A 23272-nucleotide genomic window follows, 5' to 3' on the forward strand; every position below is an offset into this window, starting at 1 on the left:
TTTGTTTGGTTAAAACAAAGAAAAGGTTGTATATTTGCACCCACAAATCGCGGGATAGAGCAGTAGGCAGCTCGTCGGGCTCATAACCCGAAGGTCACTGGTTCGAGTCCAGTTCCCGCTACTAGATAAATAAAGGGCTTCCAATTTTTTTGGGAGCTTTTTTTATTTCAATGGGTACAGAATAGGTACAGAATGAGAGAAGTTTTTTATAAATTTCATCTTAAAATAAAACTTGATTTAAATTAATTCGAATTGAGTGTAAATAAGATTCAATTACTATTTCTTCAATTTAGTAGTAATAGGTTACGAGAAAAAACACTTCGCTTCAAAAGTCTTGGACACAATCCATCATTTTAGCCTTATATTCCATTAATCCTTCCCGCTATGCTGGGAAGGAGCATTTCATTCCAAGCTAAAATCGCGGATTAAGTCCGCCTAATCAGAATTTCAAATTTAAATTTAGTATCACTTCCTGATAGGTTGTTGTTCTTCATACTACGTTTTTGCTCTAAGCCTGAACCACCAACCTAATACCTTTTTTGCCAGCAAATCACCAACATTTAGGCTTAAACGGACTGCATAATCAGGCTCACTTCGACTACGCTCAGCGCAGGCTAACCTCGCACTTTTTATAAGTCCTTAATAAGCCTAAATATTGAAAATGTGTAAGCAACAAAAAAGGTAACAGCTGACGGCTCTATGGGAAGTAAATCAAAAACAACGAATCATGAAATCATATCAAAATATCCAAAAAGGAAGTGACACTAAAAGACAAAAAGGAAAACGCTTCTGGATATAATAAGTAAATCAATGTTTAATTTATAAATTTCAAAAATCATGAGTACATTAAAAAACAAAGTACAGTTAATTGGAAATGTTGGTCAAGAACCAGCAATTACCAACCTTGAAAGTGGAAAGAAAGTAGCCCGTTTTTCCTTAGCGACCAATGAAAACTATAAAGACAGTAAGGGCGAAAAACAAGTGGATACTAATTGGCATACTATTGTTGCCTGGGGCAAGACAGCAGAAATCATTGAAAAATATGTAATTAAGGGTAAAGAAATTGCTGTTGAAGGTAAATTGACTTCACGCTCATATGAGGACAATGAAGGTGTAAAACGATATGTTACTGAAGTGGTAGCAGACGAAATCCTACTATTGGGAAATAAATAGATAAATAAAGAGAGCATGTCTCTGGGAAAGTCTTGCTCTCTTTTTCATTATTCACCTTTAAAAGTAAAACAATGAAATACAAAGTTAATGAAATACAAATTAGTTATAGAGAAAAAATAAGCACATTAAAATCAGCTTCTATGAAAAACTCCGAAGATGTTGCCAATTTACTTTTCAGGAATTGGGATACTGCCAATATAGGTTTACGCGAAACATTCAAAATTCTTTTGTTGAACAATGCTAATAAAGTTAAGGGGATTTCCTCCTTATCTATTGGCGGAATAACGGGTACAATGGTAGATATAAGAATACTGTTTGCTATAGTATTGAAAACCCTTTCAGTTGGTATTATATTGGCACATAACCACCCCAGTGGAAAACTACAACCTAGTACAGCTGATAAGGAGTTAACTTTTAAAATCGTTAAAGCAGCAAAGCTACTTGATGTGAAAGTATTAGACCATATTATTATCACTCCGAAGAAACAATATTTTAGTTTTGCGGATAACGGTTTGTTATAATTTCAATTATTTAGTTATGATTTTTTTGAATTATAATAACCTAGATAAAGAAACCCAAACCCGATTACTCACAATCTCAAAAAAGGATATTGAAAGTCGATTTGGAGACCAATTGAAAGCCTATGCTCAAAACCATCAGATAGATTATAAAACGCTATTAGATGAAGAAGCAATACGAAATCTATACAATTATGATTATATTTTTAATGTTTGATTAATCAATTTACTACAAAAAGGTTCAAATTTAATGTTGAGCCTTTTTACATCTTATAAACAGATCAATTTGTATATTTATATGGTAATGTTCCTGCATTAAAATGGTTGTCAAAACTATTATTTCACTTTTTAATTGACAACCTAAAACTTCCAAATCATTGAACTTTAAAGCAACTGATTTTCTAATCATGTTGTTTGGATTTTTGTCACGCTCGCGTGACGAAAAGGAAAAGCAAGAGGGTAACACGCTAAAGCGATGTTATATATTCTAGTTCTTTTTCAAACCCCTTAAAAATAAGGGGTTGAAGAAATTTATATAGTAATGAGATTTTTGATTTTTAATGGAAAAATCAAGAGAACCCAGTAAAAACAAGGAAATTTTAATGGAAAAATGGATAAAGGATATCAAAAAGAACAATTTACGTGTTTGAGCATTAAAATCTCCATTGCCAAAAAGTACAGGAAATTTTGTAGGAGTTTCGGAAAATCCCAGTCCCTGACTCTATTGGCTATGTTAGATTTTTTTCAAGTAAATGAAGTTTCTCCAAATGACCGCTTGGGAGAAACTATCTCTAGTTTAAAGCACCAAATGAAACGGCGTTTCAATGCTGTTATTGCTATTATTCGTGATATTGAAAAAAGCCAAACTAAGCCTACCACTATTATGTTACAACAGTTATTTGAGCAAGCTTCCGGAGATAGTGAAGAAGAAACATTTGATTTTGGTACTCCGGAACTTATTTCTGAAAGCGAAGAGCTTAATTATTATCGTGATAATTATTTCAAAATCCAAAGCGAGCATCAAGCAATGTGTAACGATCTTGAGTTGGTTTTAAATAGCATCAAACCAGTTAAAGGAACTTTTGGCAGTAGCTTCTTAAAATTGGAGATATCAAAAAAAGAATACCAGGAATTAAAAAATAGGATTGAAAATGTATATAACCATAACAGCACAGAAATTGGGTGATAATTATGCCCGAAGCTCAGCAAATTTTGTAAGCTATTTAGAAAAGGAAAATGAAGGTAGAATTATTGAAGAACAAGAACAGTTTTTTAATCAATTTGGAGAAGAAATAAAAGCAGATGAAGTTATTCGTGAGATAGATAGTAATACTGCGAAATTAAAACGTAATGAACCTCGTTTCTATTCCATTACTGTTAATCCGAGTAAACGGGAATTGAACCAACTGCAAAATCATTCCAAAGATTTAAAAACCTATACCAATGAATTAATGATAGCGTATGCCGAATCTTTTAACCGTGAGATTAATGGACAGAAAGTAACAGTCAATGACATTAAGTTTTATGCAAAGATTGAACATAGTCGTACCTACAAAGGAACTGATAAGGCTGTCAAAGAAAATCAACCTTATGCTACCAAAATTTTGGAGTTAAAGCAGCAAATTAAAAGTATTAAAAATGGAATGGTAGAAGGCAATATAAAAAGTTTAAACAGGAAAATAGCCAAACTCGAAAGGGAAGCACCATATCAAATAAATGGAAAGCGTATCGTACGGGGTATGGCAAAAGAAGGATCACAAACACATATCCATATTATTGTAAGTAGAAAGGACATAAGTAACAAATACAGTTTGTCACCAGGAAGTAAGCATAAAGCATCAGAAGTTAACATGCATGGTAAGCAAGTAAAACGGGGGTTTAACCGTGATGCTTTTTTCAAGAAGTCAGAAGAGATTTTTGATAAGCAATTAAACTATAATCGTAACTATGTTGAAACCTACACAGCACGCAAAACATTCATTAAAAATCCAGAAAAGTATTTTGCTAGTTTAATGGGCTTACCAACAAGCCAAAAAGCACTTGCATTTAAACTATTGGGGAAATCTGGAATGCCAGTACCGCCGATGAACATACCTGTTAATAAGGCACAATTAGCATACAAGGTATTCAAACAATTAAAAAGAACATTAGATAGAGGTATTCAATCAAGTTCAATCGGGATATGAATTGGACAATGGCACATATCATTTTATATGTTGTATTACCAGCACTAATAACGGTTATTGTCTTTTATGTTTATATTTTTTCTGAGGAGAATTCAAAAACAAATAAGAAGTATCAAGTCCATTTTAAACTAAAACAAGGAAAATTTAAGATAGATAATGTTAGAAGGGGAGTATCCATTATTGGTTCTGCAGGAAGTGGGAAAACAGAAAGTGTAGTGTATAATTTATTACAACACTTTGCGAAGTACAATTTCTGTGGAATCATTCATGATTATAAAGATTTTGAATTGACAGAGATTGCTTATCCTCTCTTTAAAGATATGGATGTTGATTTTTATACCATTTCATTTGATAAAATTTATCATCGAGTAAACCCTATTGCTCCAAGATATTTACCCAATGAAGAGAGTGTAAACGAAGTATCCAAAGTTTTAATTGAAAATCTTCTGGAAATGAATTTATCTGAAGCATCAGGAAGTTCAAAGTTTTTTATGGACGCTGTTGAAGGGTTATTAAGTGGCCTTATTTGGAAATTAAAAACTGCTTATCCACAGCTATGTACATTACCACATTTAATTGCACTATATCAGACCATGAGCACTAAAAAGTTAGTAGTTTTTTTAAATTCCGATTTTACCTCTAAAGCTATGGCAAGTGCTTTTATTAACGGAATTGAATCGGAAAAACAAACTGCAGGTGTGAAAAGTACCTTAGCCAATGCTTTTAAAAAAATCTCATCACAAAAAATATTTATGGTTCTTTCTGCAGATGAAGTTCCCTTGAATATTAATAATCCTAATAACAAAGCTGTAATTTCCATAGTCAATAATCCGCAATACGAATCAGCATATTCACCGATCATTGCCACAATTATGCACACAGTTATTAAGCAGATGAGCATGAGAAATCAAGAATCAGCTTTTGTGCTTATGGAAGAAGCTCCAACTATAAAACTGTTGAACATGCATCGTATTCCAGCAACATTACGAAGCTATGATATTGCAACTGTGTATGTAATGCAGGATAAAATCCAAAACGATATGCTCTATGGAGAAAAAGCCAGCAAAGCTATATTAAGCAATCTTTCCTATCAGTTCTTTGGTAAGGTTAACGATCCTGATACGGCTAAATATTATGAACGTTTTTTTGAAATTATAAAGAACCCCACAAAAAGTATTAGTAAGAGTACAGGGCTTTCTTGGGATGCTCGAATTACCAAAGGAGAAAAAGAAGTGCCAAAAAGAAAAGCAGAGATTTTTTTTAGATTAAAACCTGGTGAATTTATTGCTTTTGCTGACGGGATGGATAAAAAAATAAGTTTTAAACTTCAATCAATTTATAAGAAAAGGTCTATAAAAAATAAGCAATATTCAAAAGAAGAATCAGAGCTAAATTTTTACCGTATTCATAGGGATATTGAACGTTTTTTTATTAAACAACAAACTCAATTCATTTAAAGTAGGGTTAATCCAAAAGAGGTGTTTAAGAACAATCTTTACAAACACCAGTAAGTACACAATTCACACTCTCAACATTATAGCCTTTTTCAAGTGAAAAATGTACGGGTACAGGCAGGCATTCAATAGTTTCACATTTTGTGCAACGAAAATGAAAATGGTGTAAAGGTGTTCTTATAGAGCTATCATCACATTTCACGCATACGGCAAAATATTGTTTCCCATCCTCTGCAACTATTCTATGGAGAACCCCATCCTCACAAAAGCGATTTAAAACGCGGTAAATAGTAGCTCTATTGATATCAATATCTATCTTCTGCTCAATCGCATCTTGGCTCATTGCTTTGCTAGTCCCTGTTAAGACTCCTAAAACAGCTTCTTTAGTAGGTGTATTTCTTCTTTTCATTTATTAATGCGATTTATTTGCAATTATTATTGCGATATGTTTGCAATATAGTAAAATACTAATATATTTGCAAAACAAATTAATGCGACATAGTGGCATTTAATATTATTTTCATGCACAGAAGAGATGTAATAAAACAAGGAATTATAGCTTCATTAGTAATCGCTTTACCTAACTCATTAATGAGTTTTACTAAATACAATGACATGGAACAAAATAAAAACTTTGAAGTAATCATAATAGGTGGTAGTTATGCTGGACTTTCCGCAGCAATGGTATTAGGTCGTTCATTACGAAACGTATTAATTATCGACAGTGGTAAGCCTTGTAATAAACAAACGCCACATTCACATAACTTCATTACACAAGATGGAAAAAAGCCAGCTGAAATAACTGCAGAAGCTAAAGAACAGGTTTTGAACTACACTACGGTTACATTTCATAACGACCTTGCTGTAAGCGGAAAGAAAACTGAAACTGGGTTTAGAATCGTCACAGAATCAGGTAAACAATTTACGGGGAAGAAATTAATTTTTGCTACGGGAATTAAAGACACAATGCCAAACATAGAAGGTTTTGCAGCGTGTTGGGGTATTTCTATGGTACACTGTCCTTATTGTCACGGTTATGAATTGCGAAATAAAAAAACTGGAATTATGGCAAATGGAGACAGGGCTTTTCATTTAGCTTCATTAGTTAATAATTTGACAGACAATCTTACAATTTTAACTTCAGGAAAAGCAAATTTTAATGAAGAACAATTAGCAAAACTAGAGAAACATAACATAAAAATTATTGAATCTGAAATTTTAGAAATAGAACACGAGAACGGACAGGTTAACAATGTGATTTTCAATAACGGCAACAAAAAAGCTTTTGAAGGCATCTATGCAGCTTTGCCATTCACACAACATTCAGATATACCTACTTCGCTAGGTTGTGAAGTGGATGAACAGGGTTTTATTGAAGTAAATGATTTTCAAAAAACAACTATTGAGGGCGTCTACGCCTGTGGTGACAATTCAACTATGATGCGTTCAATCGCTAATGCTGTCTATCGTGGAAACTTTGCAGGAGCTTTTATAAACAAAGAACTAACTGACGAGGAATTCTAACTACAAAATCATAAAAAAAAATGATAACAGAAATAGGAAAACAAGAACCTAATGTTCCTGTCGAGCATAATTCACGTCAACTACGCAAAATTTTAGTAACAGTATGTATCGCGCTTATGGCAGTTATTGCTTCTGTTTCTGGATTAAATGTAGCTCAACCTGATCTTGCAATAGAGTTCAATGCTTCTCAAAGCACCGTTCTATGGATGATTAATATTTATGCAATTAGTTTAGCAGCATTATTATTACCTCTTGGAGCTCTTGGTGACCGGTTGGGACGTAGACCTGTTTTAATTACTGGTTTAATTATTTTCGGCATCGCAAATGTAGCTGCTGGTATTTCAACTTCTTCTGAAATGATACTTGTTTCACGTCTTTTGAGTGGTATTGGGGCAGCTATGATAATGCCAATTACACTTGCAGTTATCACTTCAACTTTTCCTGCTGAAGAACGCTCAAAAGCTATAGGGATTTGGACAGCTGTTGCAGGAGGCGGAGGCATTATTGGTATGTATCTTTCTGCTGTTTTAGTTGATTATGCGAATTGGCGTTGGCTTTTCTTGCTTCCTGTTGTATTGGTTATTGTGTCTCTAGTTATGGCACTTCGTTTTATTCCAAACTCCATAGAAAAAGCAACACACAGATTTGACATTGGTGGTTCAATTTTATCAATAATTGGAATAATAGGAATTGTCTTTGCTCTTCACGAGGCTCCTAGTTTAGGTTGGTCTGAACTATCTGTATTGATATGTCTTGTTGTAGGACTATTGTCTATTTTAGGTTTTGTACTTTGGGAATTGCGTCAAAAAGCTCCCCTACTTAATTTGCGGTTCTTCCGCAAACGTGGTCTATCTAGCGGCTCCGTCTCTCTAACAGTTATTTTTGGTGTACAAGCTGGTATTTTTGTACTCCTCTTTCCTTTTTTTCAAGCTGCACTTGGTTGGTCTGGTCTCCGCGCTACTTTTGGGATGATGCCAATGGCAATATTAATGATGCTCGCTTCCGGGCTGTCACCTAAGTTAAGTGCTCGTATTGGAAATCGCTACACAATGGCCGTTGGAATTATATTGTTTGCTGTCGGGTTGATTCTTTTGGCTACACTTGTTTCTATTGATGGAGGTTATTTTTCTGTTCTACCTGGGATGTTGGCTATGGGGTTAGGTATGGGTATATCAATGACTCCTTCAACCGAGGCGATTACTTCCGCATTACCTTCAGAGCATCAAGGAGTTGCTTCAGCACTAAACGACCTTACCCGTGAATTAGGCACAGCACTTGGTGTAGCCTTACTTGGGGCTTTAGTTACTGCTGGTTATAGCAATGCTATCGATAATCGACTTCATGAGCTACCTCCTAACATTGTTGCAGTTGCTCGCGAAGGTATTGCCAATGCGTTGGATATTGCTCCCAAAGCAGGTTCTCAATCAAATATGTTAATCTTAGCCGCCAAAGAATCTTTCGTTGAAGGATGGCAACAGGCTATGTGGATTGGTGCAATAGTTATGGCGGTTTTATTTGTTTATGTCCTTATATGGGGGGCAAAATCTAATGAAGCAAGTATAGTTATATCAGATAAAAAATAAAATAATTAAATTGAAAACAACTAGTCCCATTGTCAATAAAATAAGCACCTTAACAGGAGTTGCCATTGTGGTTGCTAATATGATTGGTACTGGGGCGTTTACAAGTTTAGGGTTTCAACTAAATGATTTAAGTAGTCCATTGGTGATAATTACGCTATGGATATTGGGAGGAATATTAGCATTATCGGGAGCTTTTAGTTATGCAGAAGTAGGTACAGCTATTAAAAAATCAGGTGGAGAGTACATCTTTCTTTCTCAAATTTATCATCCACTTGTAGGATATTTGTCGGGATGGATTTCCTTAACGGTCGGTTTCGCTGCACCAATTGCATTATCCGCCATCGCTGTCGTAAAATATTTTCCTTTTGCAAATCTCCCATTAAAATGGACAAGTATTGTTTTGATTGCTGTTATTACTTTCATTCATACTTTTAGTTTAAAATCAAGTTCTAAATTTCAAAATATTAGTACACTTTTAAAGGTGATTTTGATACTTATATTAATAATCATAGGATTAATTATACCTGAAACATCAGGAACTAATTTTACAGGAGAAAATTATTTTTCAGAAATATCTACTGGTGCATTTGCAATTGCATTAATCTATATTAGTTATTCCTATTCGGGTTGGAATGCAGCAGTTTATATTACCGAAGAGTTTAAAAACCCAAAGAAATCATTGCCGTATGCATTAATCGGTGGCACTTTATTAGTAACCATTCTTTACACACTTTTACAATATGTTTTTTTGAAAACAGCAACAATTAGTGAATTAGCAGGCCAATTAAATGTCGGTACAATTGTCGTACAAAAAATGTTTGGTGAACACATCGGAAATCTTTTTAGTATGGCAATTTCATTGCTGTTAATTTCTGGAATAAGCGCTATGGTTTGGGTAGGACCAAGAATAACATCAAGTATGGCAAAAGATTATCCGTTATGGAGCTTATTTAAAAACAACAAAAAGGAAATTCCTAAAATGGCATTATGGTTGCAATTTGGAATCACGGCTATTTTCTTGCTAACAGGTACTTTTGAACAAATACTAATTTATTGCGGTGTTCTTTTAACACTTTCATCTGCACTTACCGTTTTTGGGGTATTTGTATTGCGGAAAAACAAAACGCATAATAGCTCATCTGGATTTAAAAGTCCATTGTTTCCTCTATTTCAAATTTTATTTCTGCTGTTCTCTATTGGAATGATTTTTTTCGCATTAAAGCAATACACTTTTGAAACAATAATGGGTATAAGTAACCTGTTTATTGGGTATGGAACTTGGCTTATCAACAAAAAATTAATTTTAAAACAATAAGAAAATGACAAAACAAAAATTATTAATTCAATCTTTAAGACTGTTATTTGTAGTTGCTTTATTTACGTCGTGTAATAATACTAAAAAACAACCAGATTTAGATGAAAATAATGAAACGCATAATCAGCACAAAGATGCCAATCACGAAAAATCGTCACATGCAACACATGGATATACAGACAAGGTAACTATAGAGGAACTTACAAAAAGGTTTGAGTCACCCGAGAGAGATTCTATTGAACAACCGCAAAAAATAGTACAATTTCTTGGAGATATTAAAGGTAAAATAATATTAGATATAGGAGCAGGAACAGGTTACTATTCAGTTAGATTTGCCAATGAAGGAGCTAACGTAATTGCAGCCGATGTGAGTGATCAATTTCAGGATTATTTGAAACAACGGATTGAAAAGAACAGCATCAAAAATATTGAACTTAGAAAAATACCTTATGATACTCCATTACTAAAAGATGGTGAAGCTGATATTGTCTTTATTGCAAATACCTATCATCATATTGAAAATAGAGTGGAGTACTTCACCAAAGTAAAGAACGGTCTAAAAACGAATGGAGAATTAATTGTTTTGGATTATTTTAATGTCGATTTTCCAAAGGGAATAACAGCTCCGCCCATGAAAATGAGAGTATCTGTTGATCAAGCAGTTTTTGAATTGAAAAAAGCAGGGTTTACTACTTTTGAAGTTGAAGTAAATGATTTGCCTTATCACTATATTATTAAAGCGAAGTAAAAATAGTCAATAAAAACCTTCCATAACAACCCACTAATTCACAATTTTATGAGGAATATAAATGCATTATTATGATAGAAGTTTTTACTACAAATATACAAGACCACATTCAGGTAAACTGTATTTTAAAAATTCTTGAAAATAGTTTTCCTGTACTAAAATTTAATTTCGATTTAGAAGACTTTAAATTACCTTATCCGTGTAATCATAGCATTCTACGAGTTGAAGGAAAGCTGATACATACAGAAAGCATCATCACAATACTTGACCAATTAGGATATCAATGTGATATTCTAGAAGATAAAGTGTGCAACTAAATAACAAATGGTATGACAGAATTTTGGGAAGAAAATTTTATAGATAAGCAGGAAATGTGGGGGTTTAAACCTTCGCGTTCAGCAGTATTAACAAAAGAATTTTTTATTAAAAAAGGAATAAAGAATGTGCTTGTTCCAGGTATTGGTTACGGACGAAATGCTCAAGTTTTCAGCGACAATGGAATGACTGTAACAGGAATAGAAATATCAAAAACGGCAATTGAAATGGCAAGAAAACATTATCGAACAACTATGAAAATCTATCATGGTTCTGTAACAGATATGCCGTTTGACAATAAGCAATATGATGGAATATTTTGTTATGCATTAATCCACTTATTGGACAGCAACGAAAGACAAAAACTAATCCAAGATTGTTATAATCAATTAACAGAAAATGGGTTTATGGTTTTTACTGCCATAACTAAAGAAGCTCCAAATTATGGAAAAGGTGAATTAATCAGTAAAGATCAATATGAATTTCACAAGGGAGCCAAAATATTCTATTATGATAGGCAATCAGTAGAAAAAGAATTTAATGATTTTGGACTTGTAGAAATTACAGATATTAATGAAAATCAACCATTCTACTTAATAAAATGTAAAAAAAGTATAGATGAAAATAAAAAATAACACCATAGATATTATAGCGCTTTCAAGTTCACTAATTTGTGCAGTACATTGTGCAGCCATCCCTATTGTGCTTTCATTTTCTTCTCTGAGCAGTTTACATTTTTTAGAGAACCCATATATTGAATGGACATTTATAGGTTTTGGACTTGTCTTTGTTTTCGCTTCTATTTTACCTAGTTATAAAAAAGTTCATCGTAAAGTAAAACCCCTGCTATATGCTACATTAGGTTTTGTTTTTATTGCTTTGGGGAGGTTCAACTTAACTGAATTATGGGAAATTGTTAATACAGTTATAGGCGCTTCCATAGTAGCTCTGGCTCATTATTTAAATTGGAAATTAGTAGGCACTAAAAGTAATCATGTACATTAATTTTTATTTAGATTATATTAACATATTTTTTAGTTTATTTTAATAAGTTTGTATTTGATGAAAAAAGGTCGTTTTAAAAATAGCATCACCTATTTCCTCCTTGTGCTTTTCCTTTCAATGAAAATGACAGGGCTTCATGTGCTATCCCATACAAATGACAAAGACCACGTAGTTGATTGTACTATTTGTGATCATGCTATTACACATAACTTAACTCCGGTACTTACTCCTGATTTACAGGATTTCACAATTGAAAATACTGAACCAGTTGTTCAGAGAGAGATAACTAAAAACTATAATTTTATTATCTCAAGTACAATTGCTTCCTATCAATTGTTTTCCCGACCACCTCCTTTTATACTATAAATTTCCTATACATTTTTTATTTAGATTTCGATCAACTTTTATCGTTAAGTTGCGTTTATCAGTGTCTAAGCACTAGATAAATACAGTTTTATATAGATTAACCTCTTTAGTTTACCAGTAGTTTCAAAGTAGTGGGGTTATTTACAATCAGGTTATAGGTCTCGAGTTACTTCATATAAATAGATGTATAGGTTTTGTCATGATCCTTTTTTGGGGGACAATTGTTCAAATCTTATAGTATTCATTATGTTTCATAAAACACTAAGTTTCTGGCTATGTTTTAGCCTATACTCGATTGCATTTTCGCAGAATTCATTTCTAATAAAAGGGTCTGTGATAAATGCCAACACTTTACAACCTATAGAGGGTGCCAATATTATTAGCAAAGGGTTATTTGCAATTTCATCAGTAACAGGAGAGTTTACCATAAAAAATGTTACTGAAGGAACATACACATTTACTATATCTCACATTGGATATAATCCAAAAACATTGATGATAGAAGTTGATCCGAAAATGGAGAATTTGCATATTTCCTTAAGCGAATCAACCACCACTCTTAAGGAGATAGAAGTTCATGGAAAAACTAAAAAAAGAGAAGCAAAAGAACTACCTATAACAACTGTGCAAGTCTCCAAAGAATTTATGGATGCTAACAGAGAAAACAGTTTGATGCAAACCCTAAAGAAAATTCCGGGTGTCAGTACTATCAACATCGGATCGGGACAGTCCAAACCTGTTATTAGAGGATTAGGATTTAACAGAGTGAGTGTTGTGCAAAACGGAGTAAAACATGAAGCACAACAATGGGGCAATGATCATGGCCTGGAAATAGATCAGTATGGTATAGAAAATATCCATATCATAAAAGGTCCAGCTTCTTTATTATATGGTTCTGATGCCATTGCAGGGGTAGTGGATATACAATCACCAAAAACACCTTCGGTTAACTCGTTTAATGGCGAAGTAAATGTATTGGCAGAGAGCAATAACGATTTACTTGGGGTTTCCACTGGAATAGAGAGCAGAAAAGAAAAATGGTTTTATCGTGGACGCCTAACTTATAGAGATTATGGGGATTATAAAGTGCCTACCGATAAGATACGTTACGAAAGCTACATTTTTGACCTACACAGAAACCATCTAAGAAATACTGCTGGTAATGAAGCCAATGCAGCCTTTAGTATAGGTTATGTTGGGGAGAGCTTTAAATCCGAAACTTTTTTTAGCAATGTATATGCAAAAAATGGTTTTTTTGCTAATGCCCATGGCTTGGAAGTTCGTACATCTACAATAGATTACGATAGCGGCAATAGAGATATAGACTTACCTTTTCATAAAGTAAACCATTTTAAAATAGTAAACAATACTTCTTTTTATAAAGGAGAGCATACGATACAGTTAGATCTGGGATATCAAAATAATCACAGAGAAGAGCATTCCGAACCTGTTCCTCATGGGTATATGCCTAAACCTGATAATAGTAAGGAAAGAGTATTTGATAAAAATACATTTTCCTTAAATGCCAAAGATGCTTTCAAGTTCAATGAAAAGCACAATCTGGTTTTTGGAATAAACACCGAATTTCAAAATAACAATATTGGGGGTTGGGGATTTTTAATCCCTAAGTATAATAGATTTACTGTGGGCTTTTTTGCTTATGATCATATAGAGGCTTCTGAAAAGGTTCACCTTCAAGGAGGTTTGCGTTATGATTTTGGAGTCATTAATACTAAGGCTTATTATGATTGGTACCCATCTACTGTAAACAATAGTGATGGCTCTACTTCTAATGTCTATTTACAGAGGGCTCAAAACAAAACTCTTAATTTCAATAACATAAGTGGTTCTTTAGGAGTAAGCTATATAGGAGATAAAACCACCTATAAATTAAACATAGGTAAAAGCTTTAGAATGCCTCTAGCCAATGAACTGGCTTCCGATGGGGTAAATTATCATATGTACAGGTATGAAAGAGGGAATTTAAACCTAAATCCAGAGGAATCCTATCAACTGGATATTGATGTAGGTTATTCAACAAAGAATTTTAGTTTCGGAATAAGTCCTTTTGTAAACTTCTTTGAAAATTTTATTTATCTCAATCCCACTCCAAATTATTATGAAACCTTACAAATTTATGAATACACACAAAGCAAAGTCTTTAGGGTTGGTGGGGAATTGAGGTTTGGTTATGCCCTAACTGAAAATTTGAGAATAGACGCTTCCGCAGAATATGTGTATTCCAGACAGAGAAACGGACCGAAAAAAAACTTTACCCTGCCATTTTCACCACCTTTATCGGGATTGGTTTCTGCCAACTACCAATTAAAGAAAGATCTTTTATGGTTTAAGAATATAAGGCTTATGGCAGATTACCGCCTTACAGCCAAACAAGAGGAAATAGTTCCGCCAGAAGAAAAAACAGAGAGCTTTCAAGTTTTGAACTTATCTTTTTTAAGCAATCTTAACCTGTTCAATTCTGAAAAGCAAACTGATTTGCGCTTTAAACTTAATAATGTATTTGATACAAAATATTTTAACCACACCAGTTTTTACAGACTGATTGATGTACCCGAAGCCGGTAGAAACATTTCATTGTCTTTAACAATACCATTTTAAAATGAACTTATTAAACATATAAACCCAAAACAAATAAAAAAATGACAGCAAAATTTAACTTTTTAATCACGATCGTATTTTCAGGCTTATTTCTATGGTCCTGTAGTAGTGATGATTCCGACATTAAGGATGAAACAAAACCTGAAATAACTATAAACTACAATGAAGGATTTCCCCAATCTTGCACCGAATTGGTAAGAGGTGAAACGTACCATTTTAGGGCAATGGTTACTGACGATATGGAACTTGCTTCTTATAGCTTGGATATCCATAATAACTTCGATCACCACACCCATGACGATCAGGGAGCACAATGTGAGCTTGACCCTATAAAGCAAGCTGTAAATCCTATGATTTATATGGAAAATTTTTCCATTGAAAATGGGTTGACCTCTTATGAAATCGACATCACAGTTACGATACCGAATGATGTCGATGCAGGGGATTACCATTGTGCATACTCTGTAACCGATAAAACAGGTTGGCAAAGCAGAACTTCTATTGACATTAAAATTATTGAATAACAAATTAAAATAAACAAAAATGAAAACAACGAAACAAAATTTTAGAACTCAGATTGCGCTTTATGCATTAGCTTTTTTCGGCTTATTAATAACATCATGTAGTAATGATGATAATGACGTTCAACTTCCTATTTCTTCTATTAGTGAAGTAGAAATTGGTTCAGCTAATAGAGGTGTTATTGGTAGAGACTTTCATTTTAATGTAGAAGTGTTAGCCGGAGATATGATTGATATCGTACAGATTAATATTAATCCTCGTGAGGATGAAACCTATACCCATGATTGGTCATTCGAAATAGTGTGGGATGAATTTAAAGGCGTTAAAAACGCCACAGTTCATAAACACTTTGAAGTTCCTGAAGATGCAGCCGAAGGAAAATATGACTTTGTTATTACTGTAACAGATGAAAACGGTACAAAACTGGAAGAAACTTTTGAAGTAGAAATTATTGATCCGGCTAATCTTCCAGTAGATCCCAAACTATCTTTTATTTTAAGAAATGGTAGTAATTTATACATTGTGAATGATGAAACATTTGAAGAACCCGAAGAAGGTATCATATTTCCAAAAGATGGTCCCCTCATATCTCTTACAACCGTTCAGAATGTAAAAGATGATGGGAAAATATTCATCTTGATGATTAAGAAGAGTTTAAACCATTATCCTGAAACCATTGATGATATTGATTTTTCTAAAGCAATTGTGGTAGATGTCTATGAGCATAGTGGTAGAGAAAATATATTCACTTTTTACAATTCTATTGTTGGTGTGCGAAATGCTCCAGAGTTTATTGTTGGTACTACTCAGGATAATAATACTCCGAATCCAAATTCAGTAGATGGTGACAAAAGTTGGGAAAATACTGAATATTATTATGGCATAGTTTACACCAATACAACTCATAACATTAGTGTGCATCATTACATTGACATAACTGTTGAAGGATTTTAATATATAAACAAAAGCGGTATTAGCTTCATTGTTAATACTGTTTAAAAACTTTTTAAAGGAATTTAATAACTAAAAAATGGAACAAATCTTTAAAACCCGAATAGTACTTTATGCACTAGCCTTTTTTGGCTTATTGCTAACATCATGTAGCAATGATGATGATATTACACTCTCTATACCTTCTATTAGTGAAGTAGAAATTGGCTCTGCCAATAGAGGTGTTATTGGTAGGGACATTCATTTTAATGTAGAAGTTTTAGCCGGAGATATGATTGATTTAGTACAGGTTAATATCAATCCTCGTGAAGAAGAAAACTATACACATGACTGGTCATTCGAAATAGCGTGGGATGAGTTTAAAGGTGTTAAAAATGCTACTGTACACAAACACTTTGATGTGCCTGAAGATGCCGCCGAAGGGAAATATGATTTTATTATTACTGTAACAGACGAAAACGGTACAAAACTGGAAGAAATTTTTGAAGTAGAAATTATTGACCCTATAAACCTACCTGTTGACCCTAGTGTGTATTTATTTGCTGTGGAAAAAATAGATATTGATGGTAATACTGGTCTTGCAAATTTCTATGCAAATGGAGATTTCAGAAATCCTGATGACAAAGTATTTCGTGAAAATGAATCAATTGTATCATATACACAGATTAACAACGTGAAAGATGATGGTATTTTATACAATTTGCTTATCAAGAAGAGCTTAAATCATAAACCAGAAACTGTTGACGATATTGATTTTTCCAAGGCAATCGTAATAGATGTTTTAGAACATACAAATTATGAAGAAGTAACGTCTATTAGCACTTATTTTAATCCAGATGTGTCTATTCGAGATAGACCAGCATTAACAATTGGTGCTCTACAAGATAACAACTTACCTAACCCGAATTCCATTGATGGAGACAACGTCTGGGAAAGTGGCACCTATTATTATGGTATCGTATATACTAATACTACCCATAATTTAAGCGTACACCATTATATTGAGTTTGATATAGTTTTTTAATGAGTGTTTAAGCAGTGCTATAGAATATTATTGGTGCTGCTTACTGCTTTTACTTAAAATTAGAATTTTTGTATTCTATATTAAAAAGCTTTATTCAAGAACAATTAGGATGTAAAGAAAGAAATAAAAGAACCTCTAAATTAATGAATATTATGATAAAGAATCTATTCAAACAAAATTTGATAAAAATACGAAGCTATTAAATATTTTGTTATAAACTTTGCCTTAACGTTACATAATTTTTAAAATATATTAACAAGAAGACTACGATTTTTAGCACTTGTTTCTATATTTTCGAATCTTTATAAAACAATAAAACAATAAAACAATAAAATGAGAAAATCATTATTTATTTTGGCTATCAGCCTTTTTGCATTTATAAAAACTAATGCACAAGTAGAGTATAAAATAATTACTAGTGTAGAATCTATTATCCCTAGTGGCTCAGGGAGATCTCGTATAATATCTGCTAATGCAGACCGAAACTATAAAGATTTTACATCTGTACAAACAGAAGATGACAACACTAGAAATAAAGCAGATAGAAGCAAAATTAGAGTTAAAGATTTTGAAGAAACCAAACTTTTAAATTTTTATAACCTTGTGGGGATTCGTTTTCAAAATATTGCTGCAAATGATGCAGTTGTTACTTCAAAAATTAATACAATGGCCGAAGAAGGTTGGGAGCTTGCTTTTGTAACAAGTGGTGTTGAAAGTGATGGGGGGAAAGACGATGGTCAAGGGATTTTTATTACACGTTATGTTTTTAAAAGACAGAAAAAATAATTAAAAAACTCGTACTGTATGTAGTATTTTCTAGTGAATATTTGCAGTTTAAAATTAATCTATTATGAGTTCGATATTATATCGAGCTCATTTCATTAAATAAAAGTTTTATGATTATAAAAGAATAATAGGTTTGATTAAAACAACCACGTTTCTGTTACAGCCTTTGACCCGCTGACCAATAAATTTAGACCTTTTAACAGAAGTAGCTAGTTGTACTGTACGCTAATTTTGCATTATAATCTTAAATAAAAAAGAAATGAGTAAAGTAGTATTAATAACATGAGCTTCAGCAGGTATAAGGATGGCCCACGGTCAAACTTTTGGCAAAAAATGGCTTTAAGCTATATGATGCAGCACGCTGGGTAGCAAAAATGGAAGAATTGAAGACGTTTGGTATAATTCGGTTGCTTTTAGATACCTATTTTTCTACGTCGTTCGAAGAACAGTTTGAAGGTTAATGCTTCGAATTTATAAAACATTAAAAGTGTAAAATTTTAATTTTTAAATACTTAATTTGATGTCAGTGAGATTGTCTATCAACTTGGTTTGAACATTCACAATCGTTTAGCAGGAAGTTTAAGAGTAAAGCTAAATTATCTCCATTAGAATTTAGAGCGAGTTTTAATTAAGGAACGTCAATAAAATGACTGCATTCAAATCTGTAATTTATGAACTGGTATTTATAAATTTACATTTCGACTAGCAAAAACACAAGTACGTCTAAATCTGCCTACGATTTATAGAAATTTAAAATGGACAAGTTTAACATACACACTTACGTTTCGGATAGACAAGCACCGAGAAACAAAGTCTTTCTTCCTCAAAATCTTGTTTCTTTTTTGGAACAAGGCGAGAAAGTTGTGTACTATGCTAACAACAAAACGATTATCACAGACAATCAATTTGCCATACTTTCTTCTGGAAATTGTTTAATGACAGAAAAACTTCCTGTAAACAACAATTATAGTAGCACGATGCTATTTTTTGACAATACAGCTCTAACTAATTTTTTTATAAAATATGCTTCTATTATTGACAAAATTCCGTCAAAACACGGAAAGATGAAAAAACCATTTTTAGTTTTTGAGAAAGACGAATTTATTCATACTTACATTGCTTCACTTAAACTCATTCAATTAAAATCAGCTTCGTTTTCAGATAAAATAATAGGACTGAAATTTGAAGAATTAATGCTTCATCTTCTTGAAAAATATCCAAATGAGGTTCTTTCATTCCAAACTAAAAACCAAGAGAAATATTCGGACTTTGAAATCAGAAAAGCGGTAGAGCTAAACATAACCAATAGCCTTACATTAGAAGAATTGGCATTTTTATGCCACACAAGTATTTCTACTTTTAAGCGAAAATTCTTAAAAATTTACCACCAAACACCAAGTCAATATTTCTTGCAACAAAAAATGGAATTAGCAAAATCACTGTTGTTACAAAACAAAAATCCAAGCGAAGTTTTTTACAAAGTTGGTTACCAAAATCATTCAAGTTTTACCCAATCGTTCAAGCAAGTTTACGGTATTACACCTAAACAGTTTCAACAACAAAATTTGGATCCTTCACAACAGTTTTTGAACGATTAGCCACAATAACACGTAGTGTTTCTTTTTAACTTTGCGTTGAATTTAAAACGTAAAGAAAATGACAAAAAAGTATTTCACAGAACAGGCCAAATACAATAACTGGGCAGATAGTTTTGCTATTGAATGGTTGACACAAATCAATGACGAACAATGGGAACAACTCATTATAAGTAGTTTTAGTAGTGTTCGTAAAACTGCTATTCATCTCACAAGTGCTAAAAGAATTTGGATTGACTTTTGGACAAAAGTTCCTAATCCTGTTTACTTGTCGGCCGAATTTAACGGAACAAAAAACGATTTAATTGAAATTTGGAAAAAGACATCAATCAACTTGCTAAATTTTATTGAAAGTTATCCTGAAGAAGACTATCTAAAACCAGTTGACTTTGTTTATCCCAATGGGAAAAAAGACCAAATGATTTTTTGGCAAACATTTCCACACTTCGTCAATCACGCTACTTATCACCGAGGACAATTAGTAACGTTGTTGCGGCAAGTAGGTTTTACTGATTTTTCTAACACAGATTTGGCGACTTACTTTATCAAAAAACAAAATACAATAGCATAACAGCAATAAGAAATCACAGCCAATAACAGCGTATCAATTTACAAAACCACATACAATTCAAACATTCGTAATTTTGGTTACAACCTAACTCTATTTGGCAACAAATATTTTTTTACTTCTGCGGACTTTTGTATCGTACATTTTAAACAACAAATTATGCAAAAGACAATATTCATAACAGGAGCTTCTTCAGGTTTAGGAAAAGCAACTGCAAAATTCTTTCAGTCAAAAGGCTGGAATGTAATAGCAACTATGCGAAACCCTGAAAAAGAAACAGAACTCACAAAATTGGAAAACGTAACACTATTGTCGTTAGATGTTACCAATTTAGAACAAATCAAAGAAGTTGCAGCAAAATCGAATGAACTAAAAAATATAGACGTAGTATTTAATAATGCTGGCTATGGTTTGATGGGTGCATTGGAAGCAGTAAGCGATGAACAAATTGTTCAGCAAATCGACACCAATCTTTTGGGAGTAATACGTGTTACAAAAGCATTTACACCCTATTTCAGACAAAAGAAAAATGGTTTGTTTATCACCACAACCTCAATTGGAGGAAGTTTAGGATTTCCGTTACATTCTATTTATCAGGCTACCAAATTTGGATTAGAAGGATGGTCAGAAAGTATGTCATTTGAATTAAGTCAACACAATATCAGTATAAAAACGATTGCTGCAGGAGCCATCGTAACAGATTTTACAGGTAGGTCGTTAGTTAAAAGTTCACACGTTGCCTATCAAGAGTTGGAAGAGAAGTTATTCGGCAATGTTGATGATATGATGAGTGCTGCTTCTACACCTGAACAAATTGCCAATATAGTATATGAAGCTGCAACAGACAACAAAGACCAAATAAAATATCTTGCTGGAGCTGATGCAGAAAATATGTTTCAAACTCGTATTAAAATTGGAAGCGAGGAATTCAGAAAAATGATAAGAAAACAATTTGTAGGACATTAATTGTAAATTTGTATGGTGAAGCAAATAAATTCCTTGTCCGATTTTCATAAGTTGTTATCGCTACCAAAGCCTTTGCATCCTTTGGTAAGTGTAGTGCTTGTTCCTGAATTGCATCTTGCAGATGTTGAGATATGGAAACGGTTTTCTACTGACTTTTATACTATTTCATTGAAAAACAACATTCAATCCAAAGTAAAATATGGGCAACAATATTATGACTTTGACACAGGAACAATGACATTTATTGCACCGAAGCAAGTTCAGACCATTGAAAGAGACGAAACAAATACATACAATGAAACAATCGGAACAGGTTATGTATTAATGTTTCATTTCGATTTTTTGAAAAAACACCCTTTGGCAACCACTATCAAAAACTACGTTTTTTTTGCTTACACTGTAAATGAAGCGCTACACCTTTCGGAACGAGAAGAGAAAGACATTGTAGAAATTTTTCAGAAAATACAAACCGAATACCAACATATTGACAGGCACACGCAGGATATTATTCTTTCACAGATTGATTTACTACTCAATTACAGCAACCGTTTCTATGAGCGACAATTCATTACCAGAAAAGCGGTAAACAACGATTTGCTTTCCAAAATGGAACAACTGCTGAATGCCTATTTTGAAAAAGAACAAACGATAGATAAAGGACTACCAACCGTTAGGTATTTGGCAGAACAATTAAATGTTTCACCACGTTATTTAAGTGATATGCTTCATTCGCTCACAGGACAAAGCACGCAACAGCACATCCACGAAAAACTAATTGAAAAAGCCAAAGAAAAATTATCTACTACAAATTTATCTGTTAGTGAAATTGCTTATCAATTGGGTTTTGAACAGTCACAATCCTTTAGCAGGCTGTTTAAGAGTAAAAGCGGTATGAGTCCTTTGAAATTTCGGATGAGATTTAACTGAATTAGCCTCATTTTCACTACAACAATCCGAGAATCGGCTTACTGTCAGTTAAATCAATTTATGATCTTTGTCTTATAATTTCAAACAAAATTAAAGGCAATGAAAAAGATAATTCTACTTTCAACAATTACATCTTTATTTTTATTAAGCTGTTCACACAAAATAAATATTGTGAGCGAAAAGCAAATTTCGTTACATAGTAAGCAGATGCAGGACTCACTTAGAAGTTTTAAATACTATCGATTCCCGTTAATTGGTTTAAACGACAAATTAAAGTTAAAAATCCGTACCCAATGGGATACCTACGAAAAATGGATGGTTAAAGATATGCATACACGATTTGATTTTACTACGAAAGATACAACCATTGCAGGTGTTAAAGTTGTCATTGTTCAGCCAAAAACAATAAGTCAAGAGAATAATGATGTCATAGGCTTTCACATACATGGAGGTGGTTTTATGATGAGTACCCCTTTGGAAAGAGCTGGTTTACTACTGGCTAATGAATATAAATACAAAATATATTCAGTGGATTATACATTATCTCCTGAAGTGAAATATCCTGTAGCAATTAATGAATGCCTAAGTGTTTATAAAGAACTATCTGATAAGTTTTCAAATAAAAAAATCATTAGTTCAGCCATTTCTGCTGGCGGACAAATATTGCAAGTCACATTATTGAAAGCGCAGAGTCAAAATCTTAAAATGCCCGTAGTAAATGTATTATTTTCTCCACTGTTGAACTTAACTTTTGAAGGAGATTCCTATTATAATAATGATGGAAGAGATGTGTCGGCTAATAAAAACAGTGGTGACAAAATATTTAAAGATCTCTATTTGGATAAAAATGCAAATCTAAAAGACCCATTGATTTCACCTGTTTTTGCCGAATATAAAGGAAATTTTCCAGCTACTGTATTTGTTTCAGGCACACGTGACTTACTGCTGAGTTGTTCGTTAAAAGGCTTTTGGAAAATGAAAGAAGGCGGTATAAAAACTGAGATGCTTATTACTGAAGGGGGTTGGCATGCAAGCCAATATTATCCTCAAATACCTGAAGCAATTACTTCCCGAGCAGCAATATATCAGTTTTTAGACAATCAATTGGTCAGAGTAATTAAATAATC

At 33.0% G+C, this 23272-nt stretch carries 26 protein-coding genes and 1 tRNA gene; 26 read left to right on the forward strand and 1 reads right to left on the reverse strand.

All coding sequences use genetic code 11. The features are described from left to right. Positions 1–48: 48 nt before the first annotated feature. From C7447_RS03740 to C7447_RS03770, 7 genes are all read left to right on the forward strand, one after another. A tRNA-Met gene (locus tag C7447_RS03740) sits at positions 49–121 on the forward strand. A 716-nt stretch (positions 122–837) separates the two neighbouring features. Further along, positions 838–1173: a single-stranded DNA-binding protein gene (locus tag C7447_RS03745; protein ID WP_148868888.1), complete on the forward strand. Its 336-nt coding sequence runs from the start codon at positions 838–840 to the stop codon at positions 1171–1173. Positions 1174–1244: 71 nt separating this feature from the next. Then, positions 1245–1694, forward strand: a complete 450-nt coding sequence (locus C7447_RS03750) for a JAB domain-containing protein (RefSeq protein ID WP_148868890.1) — start codon at positions 1245–1247, stop codon at positions 1692–1694. A 16-nt stretch (positions 1695–1710) separates the two neighbouring features. Then, positions 1711–1908, forward strand: coding sequence for a hypothetical protein (locus C7447_RS03755; protein ID WP_148868892.1), 198 nt, complete (start codon positions 1711–1713; stop codon positions 1906–1908). Positions 1909–2301: 393 nt separating this feature from the next. Then, complete coding sequence (locus C7447_RS03760) at positions 2302–2877, forward strand: BfmA/BtgA family mobilization protein (protein ID WP_148868894.1); 576 nt, start codon at positions 2302–2304, stop codon at positions 2875–2877. Further along, complete coding sequence (gene mobB / locus C7447_RS03765; protein ID WP_148868895.1) at positions 2843–3877, forward strand: MobB family relaxase; 1035 nt, start codon at positions 2843–2845, stop codon at positions 3875–3877. The genes C7447_RS03760 and mobB overlap by 35 nt, the downstream gene beginning before the upstream one ends. Further along, positions 3874–5334, forward strand: a complete 1461-nt coding sequence (locus C7447_RS03770; RefSeq protein ID WP_148868897.1) for a type IV secretory system conjugative DNA transfer family protein — start codon at positions 3874–3876, stop codon at positions 5332–5334. The genes mobB and C7447_RS03770 overlap by 4 nt, the downstream gene beginning before the upstream one ends. Positions 5335–5359: 25 nt before the next feature. On the opposite strand, the gene C7447_RS03775 is transcribed toward C7447_RS03770, so the two are convergent. Continuing rightward, positions 5360–5740: a Fur family transcriptional regulator gene (locus C7447_RS03775; RefSeq protein ID WP_148868899.1), complete on the reverse strand. Its 381-nt coding sequence runs from the start codon at positions 5738–5740 to the stop codon at positions 5360–5362. A 206-nt stretch (positions 5741–5946) separates the two neighbouring features. Here C7447_RS03775 and C7447_RS03780 point away from each other — a divergent pair, with 206 nt between their 5' ends. The 19 genes from C7447_RS03780 to C7447_RS03870 all read left to right on the forward strand — a co-directional run bounded on the left by C7447_RS03780 (position 5947) and on the right by C7447_RS03870 (position 23270). Then, positions 5947–6855: an NAD(P)/FAD-dependent oxidoreductase gene (locus C7447_RS03780; protein ID WP_211354897.1), complete on the forward strand. Its 909-nt coding sequence runs from the start codon at positions 5947–5949 to the stop codon at positions 6853–6855. Positions 6856–6875: 20 nt separating this feature from the next. Next, a complete protein-coding gene (locus tag C7447_RS03785; protein ID WP_211354892.1) occupies positions 6876–8438 on the forward strand; it encodes an MFS transporter in 1563 nt (520 codons plus the stop codon). A gap of 10 nt (positions 8439–8448) precedes the next feature. Continuing rightward, complete coding sequence (locus C7447_RS03790; protein ID WP_246143008.1) at positions 8449–9753, forward strand: APC family permease; 1305 nt, start codon at positions 8449–8451, stop codon at positions 9751–9753. Between the two features lie 4 nt (positions 9754–9757). After that, complete coding sequence (locus C7447_RS03795) at positions 9758–10501, forward strand: class I SAM-dependent methyltransferase (protein ID WP_148868903.1); 744 nt, start codon at positions 9758–9760, stop codon at positions 10499–10501. 71 nt (positions 10502–10572) lie between these two features. Next, positions 10573–10818 carry a hypothetical protein gene (locus tag C7447_RS03800; RefSeq protein ID WP_148868904.1) on the forward strand — a complete coding sequence of 82 codons (246 nt, stop codon included), beginning with the start codon at positions 10573–10575 and terminating at the stop codon, positions 10816–10818. A gap of 12 nt (positions 10819–10830) precedes the next feature. After that, a complete protein-coding gene (locus tag C7447_RS03805) occupies positions 10831–11451 on the forward strand; it encodes a class I SAM-dependent methyltransferase (RefSeq protein WP_148868906.1) in 621 nt (206 codons plus the stop codon). Then, positions 11435–11821, forward strand: a complete 387-nt coding sequence (locus C7447_RS03810; RefSeq protein WP_148868908.1) for a MerC domain-containing protein — start codon at positions 11435–11437, stop codon at positions 11819–11821. Before C7447_RS03805 ends, C7447_RS03810 begins: the two co-directional genes overlap by 17 nt. A gap of 123 nt (positions 11822–11944) precedes the next feature. After that, entirely contained in the window at positions 11945–12187 is a 243-nt protein-coding gene (locus tag C7447_RS03815) for a hypothetical protein (RefSeq protein WP_148868910.1), read from the forward strand. Positions 12188–12520: 333 nt separating this feature from the next. Further along, positions 12521–14806, forward strand: a complete 2286-nt coding sequence (locus C7447_RS03820) for a TonB-dependent receptor (RefSeq protein ID WP_246143009.1) — start codon at positions 12521–12523, stop codon at positions 14804–14806. Positions 14807–14847: 41 nt separating this feature from the next. Next, complete coding sequence (locus C7447_RS03825) at positions 14848–15330, forward strand: DUF4625 domain-containing protein (RefSeq protein WP_148868912.1); 483 nt, start codon at positions 14848–14850, stop codon at positions 15328–15330. A gap of 19 nt (positions 15331–15349) precedes the next feature. Further along, positions 15350–16282 carry a DUF4625 domain-containing protein gene (locus tag C7447_RS03830; protein WP_148868914.1) on the forward strand — a complete coding sequence of 311 codons (933 nt, stop codon included), beginning with the start codon at positions 15350–15352 and terminating at the stop codon, positions 16280–16282. A 76-nt stretch (positions 16283–16358) separates the two neighbouring features. After that, a complete protein-coding gene (locus C7447_RS03835) occupies positions 16359–17303 on the forward strand; it encodes a DUF4625 domain-containing protein (RefSeq protein ID WP_148868915.1) in 945 nt (314 codons plus the stop codon). Positions 17304–17636: 333 nt separating this feature from the next. After that, on the forward strand, positions 17637–18089 hold the full coding sequence (locus tag C7447_RS03840; RefSeq protein ID WP_148868917.1) for a hypothetical protein: 453 nt from the start codon (positions 17637–17639) through the stop codon (positions 18087–18089). Positions 18090–18412: 323 nt separating this feature from the next. After that, positions 18413–18550 (forward strand): hypothetical protein, encoded by a 138-nt coding sequence (locus tag C7447_RS14720; protein ID WP_170245896.1) that lies wholly within the window; start codon positions 18413–18415, stop codon positions 18548–18550. A gap of 294 nt (positions 18551–18844) precedes the next feature. Further along, entirely contained in the window at positions 18845–19687 is an 843-nt protein-coding gene (locus tag C7447_RS03850; protein ID WP_148868919.1) for a helix-turn-helix domain-containing protein, read from the forward strand. A 58-nt stretch (positions 19688–19745) separates the two neighbouring features. Further along, the gene (locus C7447_RS03855; RefSeq protein ID WP_148868922.1) at positions 19746–20255 is read left to right on the forward strand and encodes a DinB family protein; all 510 of its coding nucleotides are present in this window, start codon (positions 19746–19748) and stop codon (positions 20253–20255) included. Positions 20256–20411: 156 nt separating this feature from the next. Continuing rightward, complete coding sequence (locus tag C7447_RS03860) at positions 20412–21218, forward strand: SDR family oxidoreductase (RefSeq protein WP_148868924.1); 807 nt, start codon at positions 20412–20414, stop codon at positions 21216–21218. A 12-nt stretch (positions 21219–21230) separates the two neighbouring features. After that, positions 21231–22145, forward strand: a complete 915-nt coding sequence (locus C7447_RS03865) for a helix-turn-helix domain-containing protein (protein WP_148868926.1) — start codon at positions 21231–21233, stop codon at positions 22143–22145. A 99-nt stretch (positions 22146–22244) separates the two neighbouring features. After that, entirely contained in the window at positions 22245–23270 is a 1026-nt protein-coding gene (locus tag C7447_RS03870; protein WP_148868927.1) for an alpha/beta hydrolase fold domain-containing protein, read from the forward strand. The last annotated feature ends 2 nt before the right edge of the window (positions 23271–23272 follow it).

This window comes from Tenacibaculum adriaticum (assembly GCF_008124875.1).
Taxonomy (GTDB): Bacteria; Bacteroidota; Bacteroidia; order Flavobacteriales; family Flavobacteriaceae; genus Polaribacter; species Polaribacter adriaticus.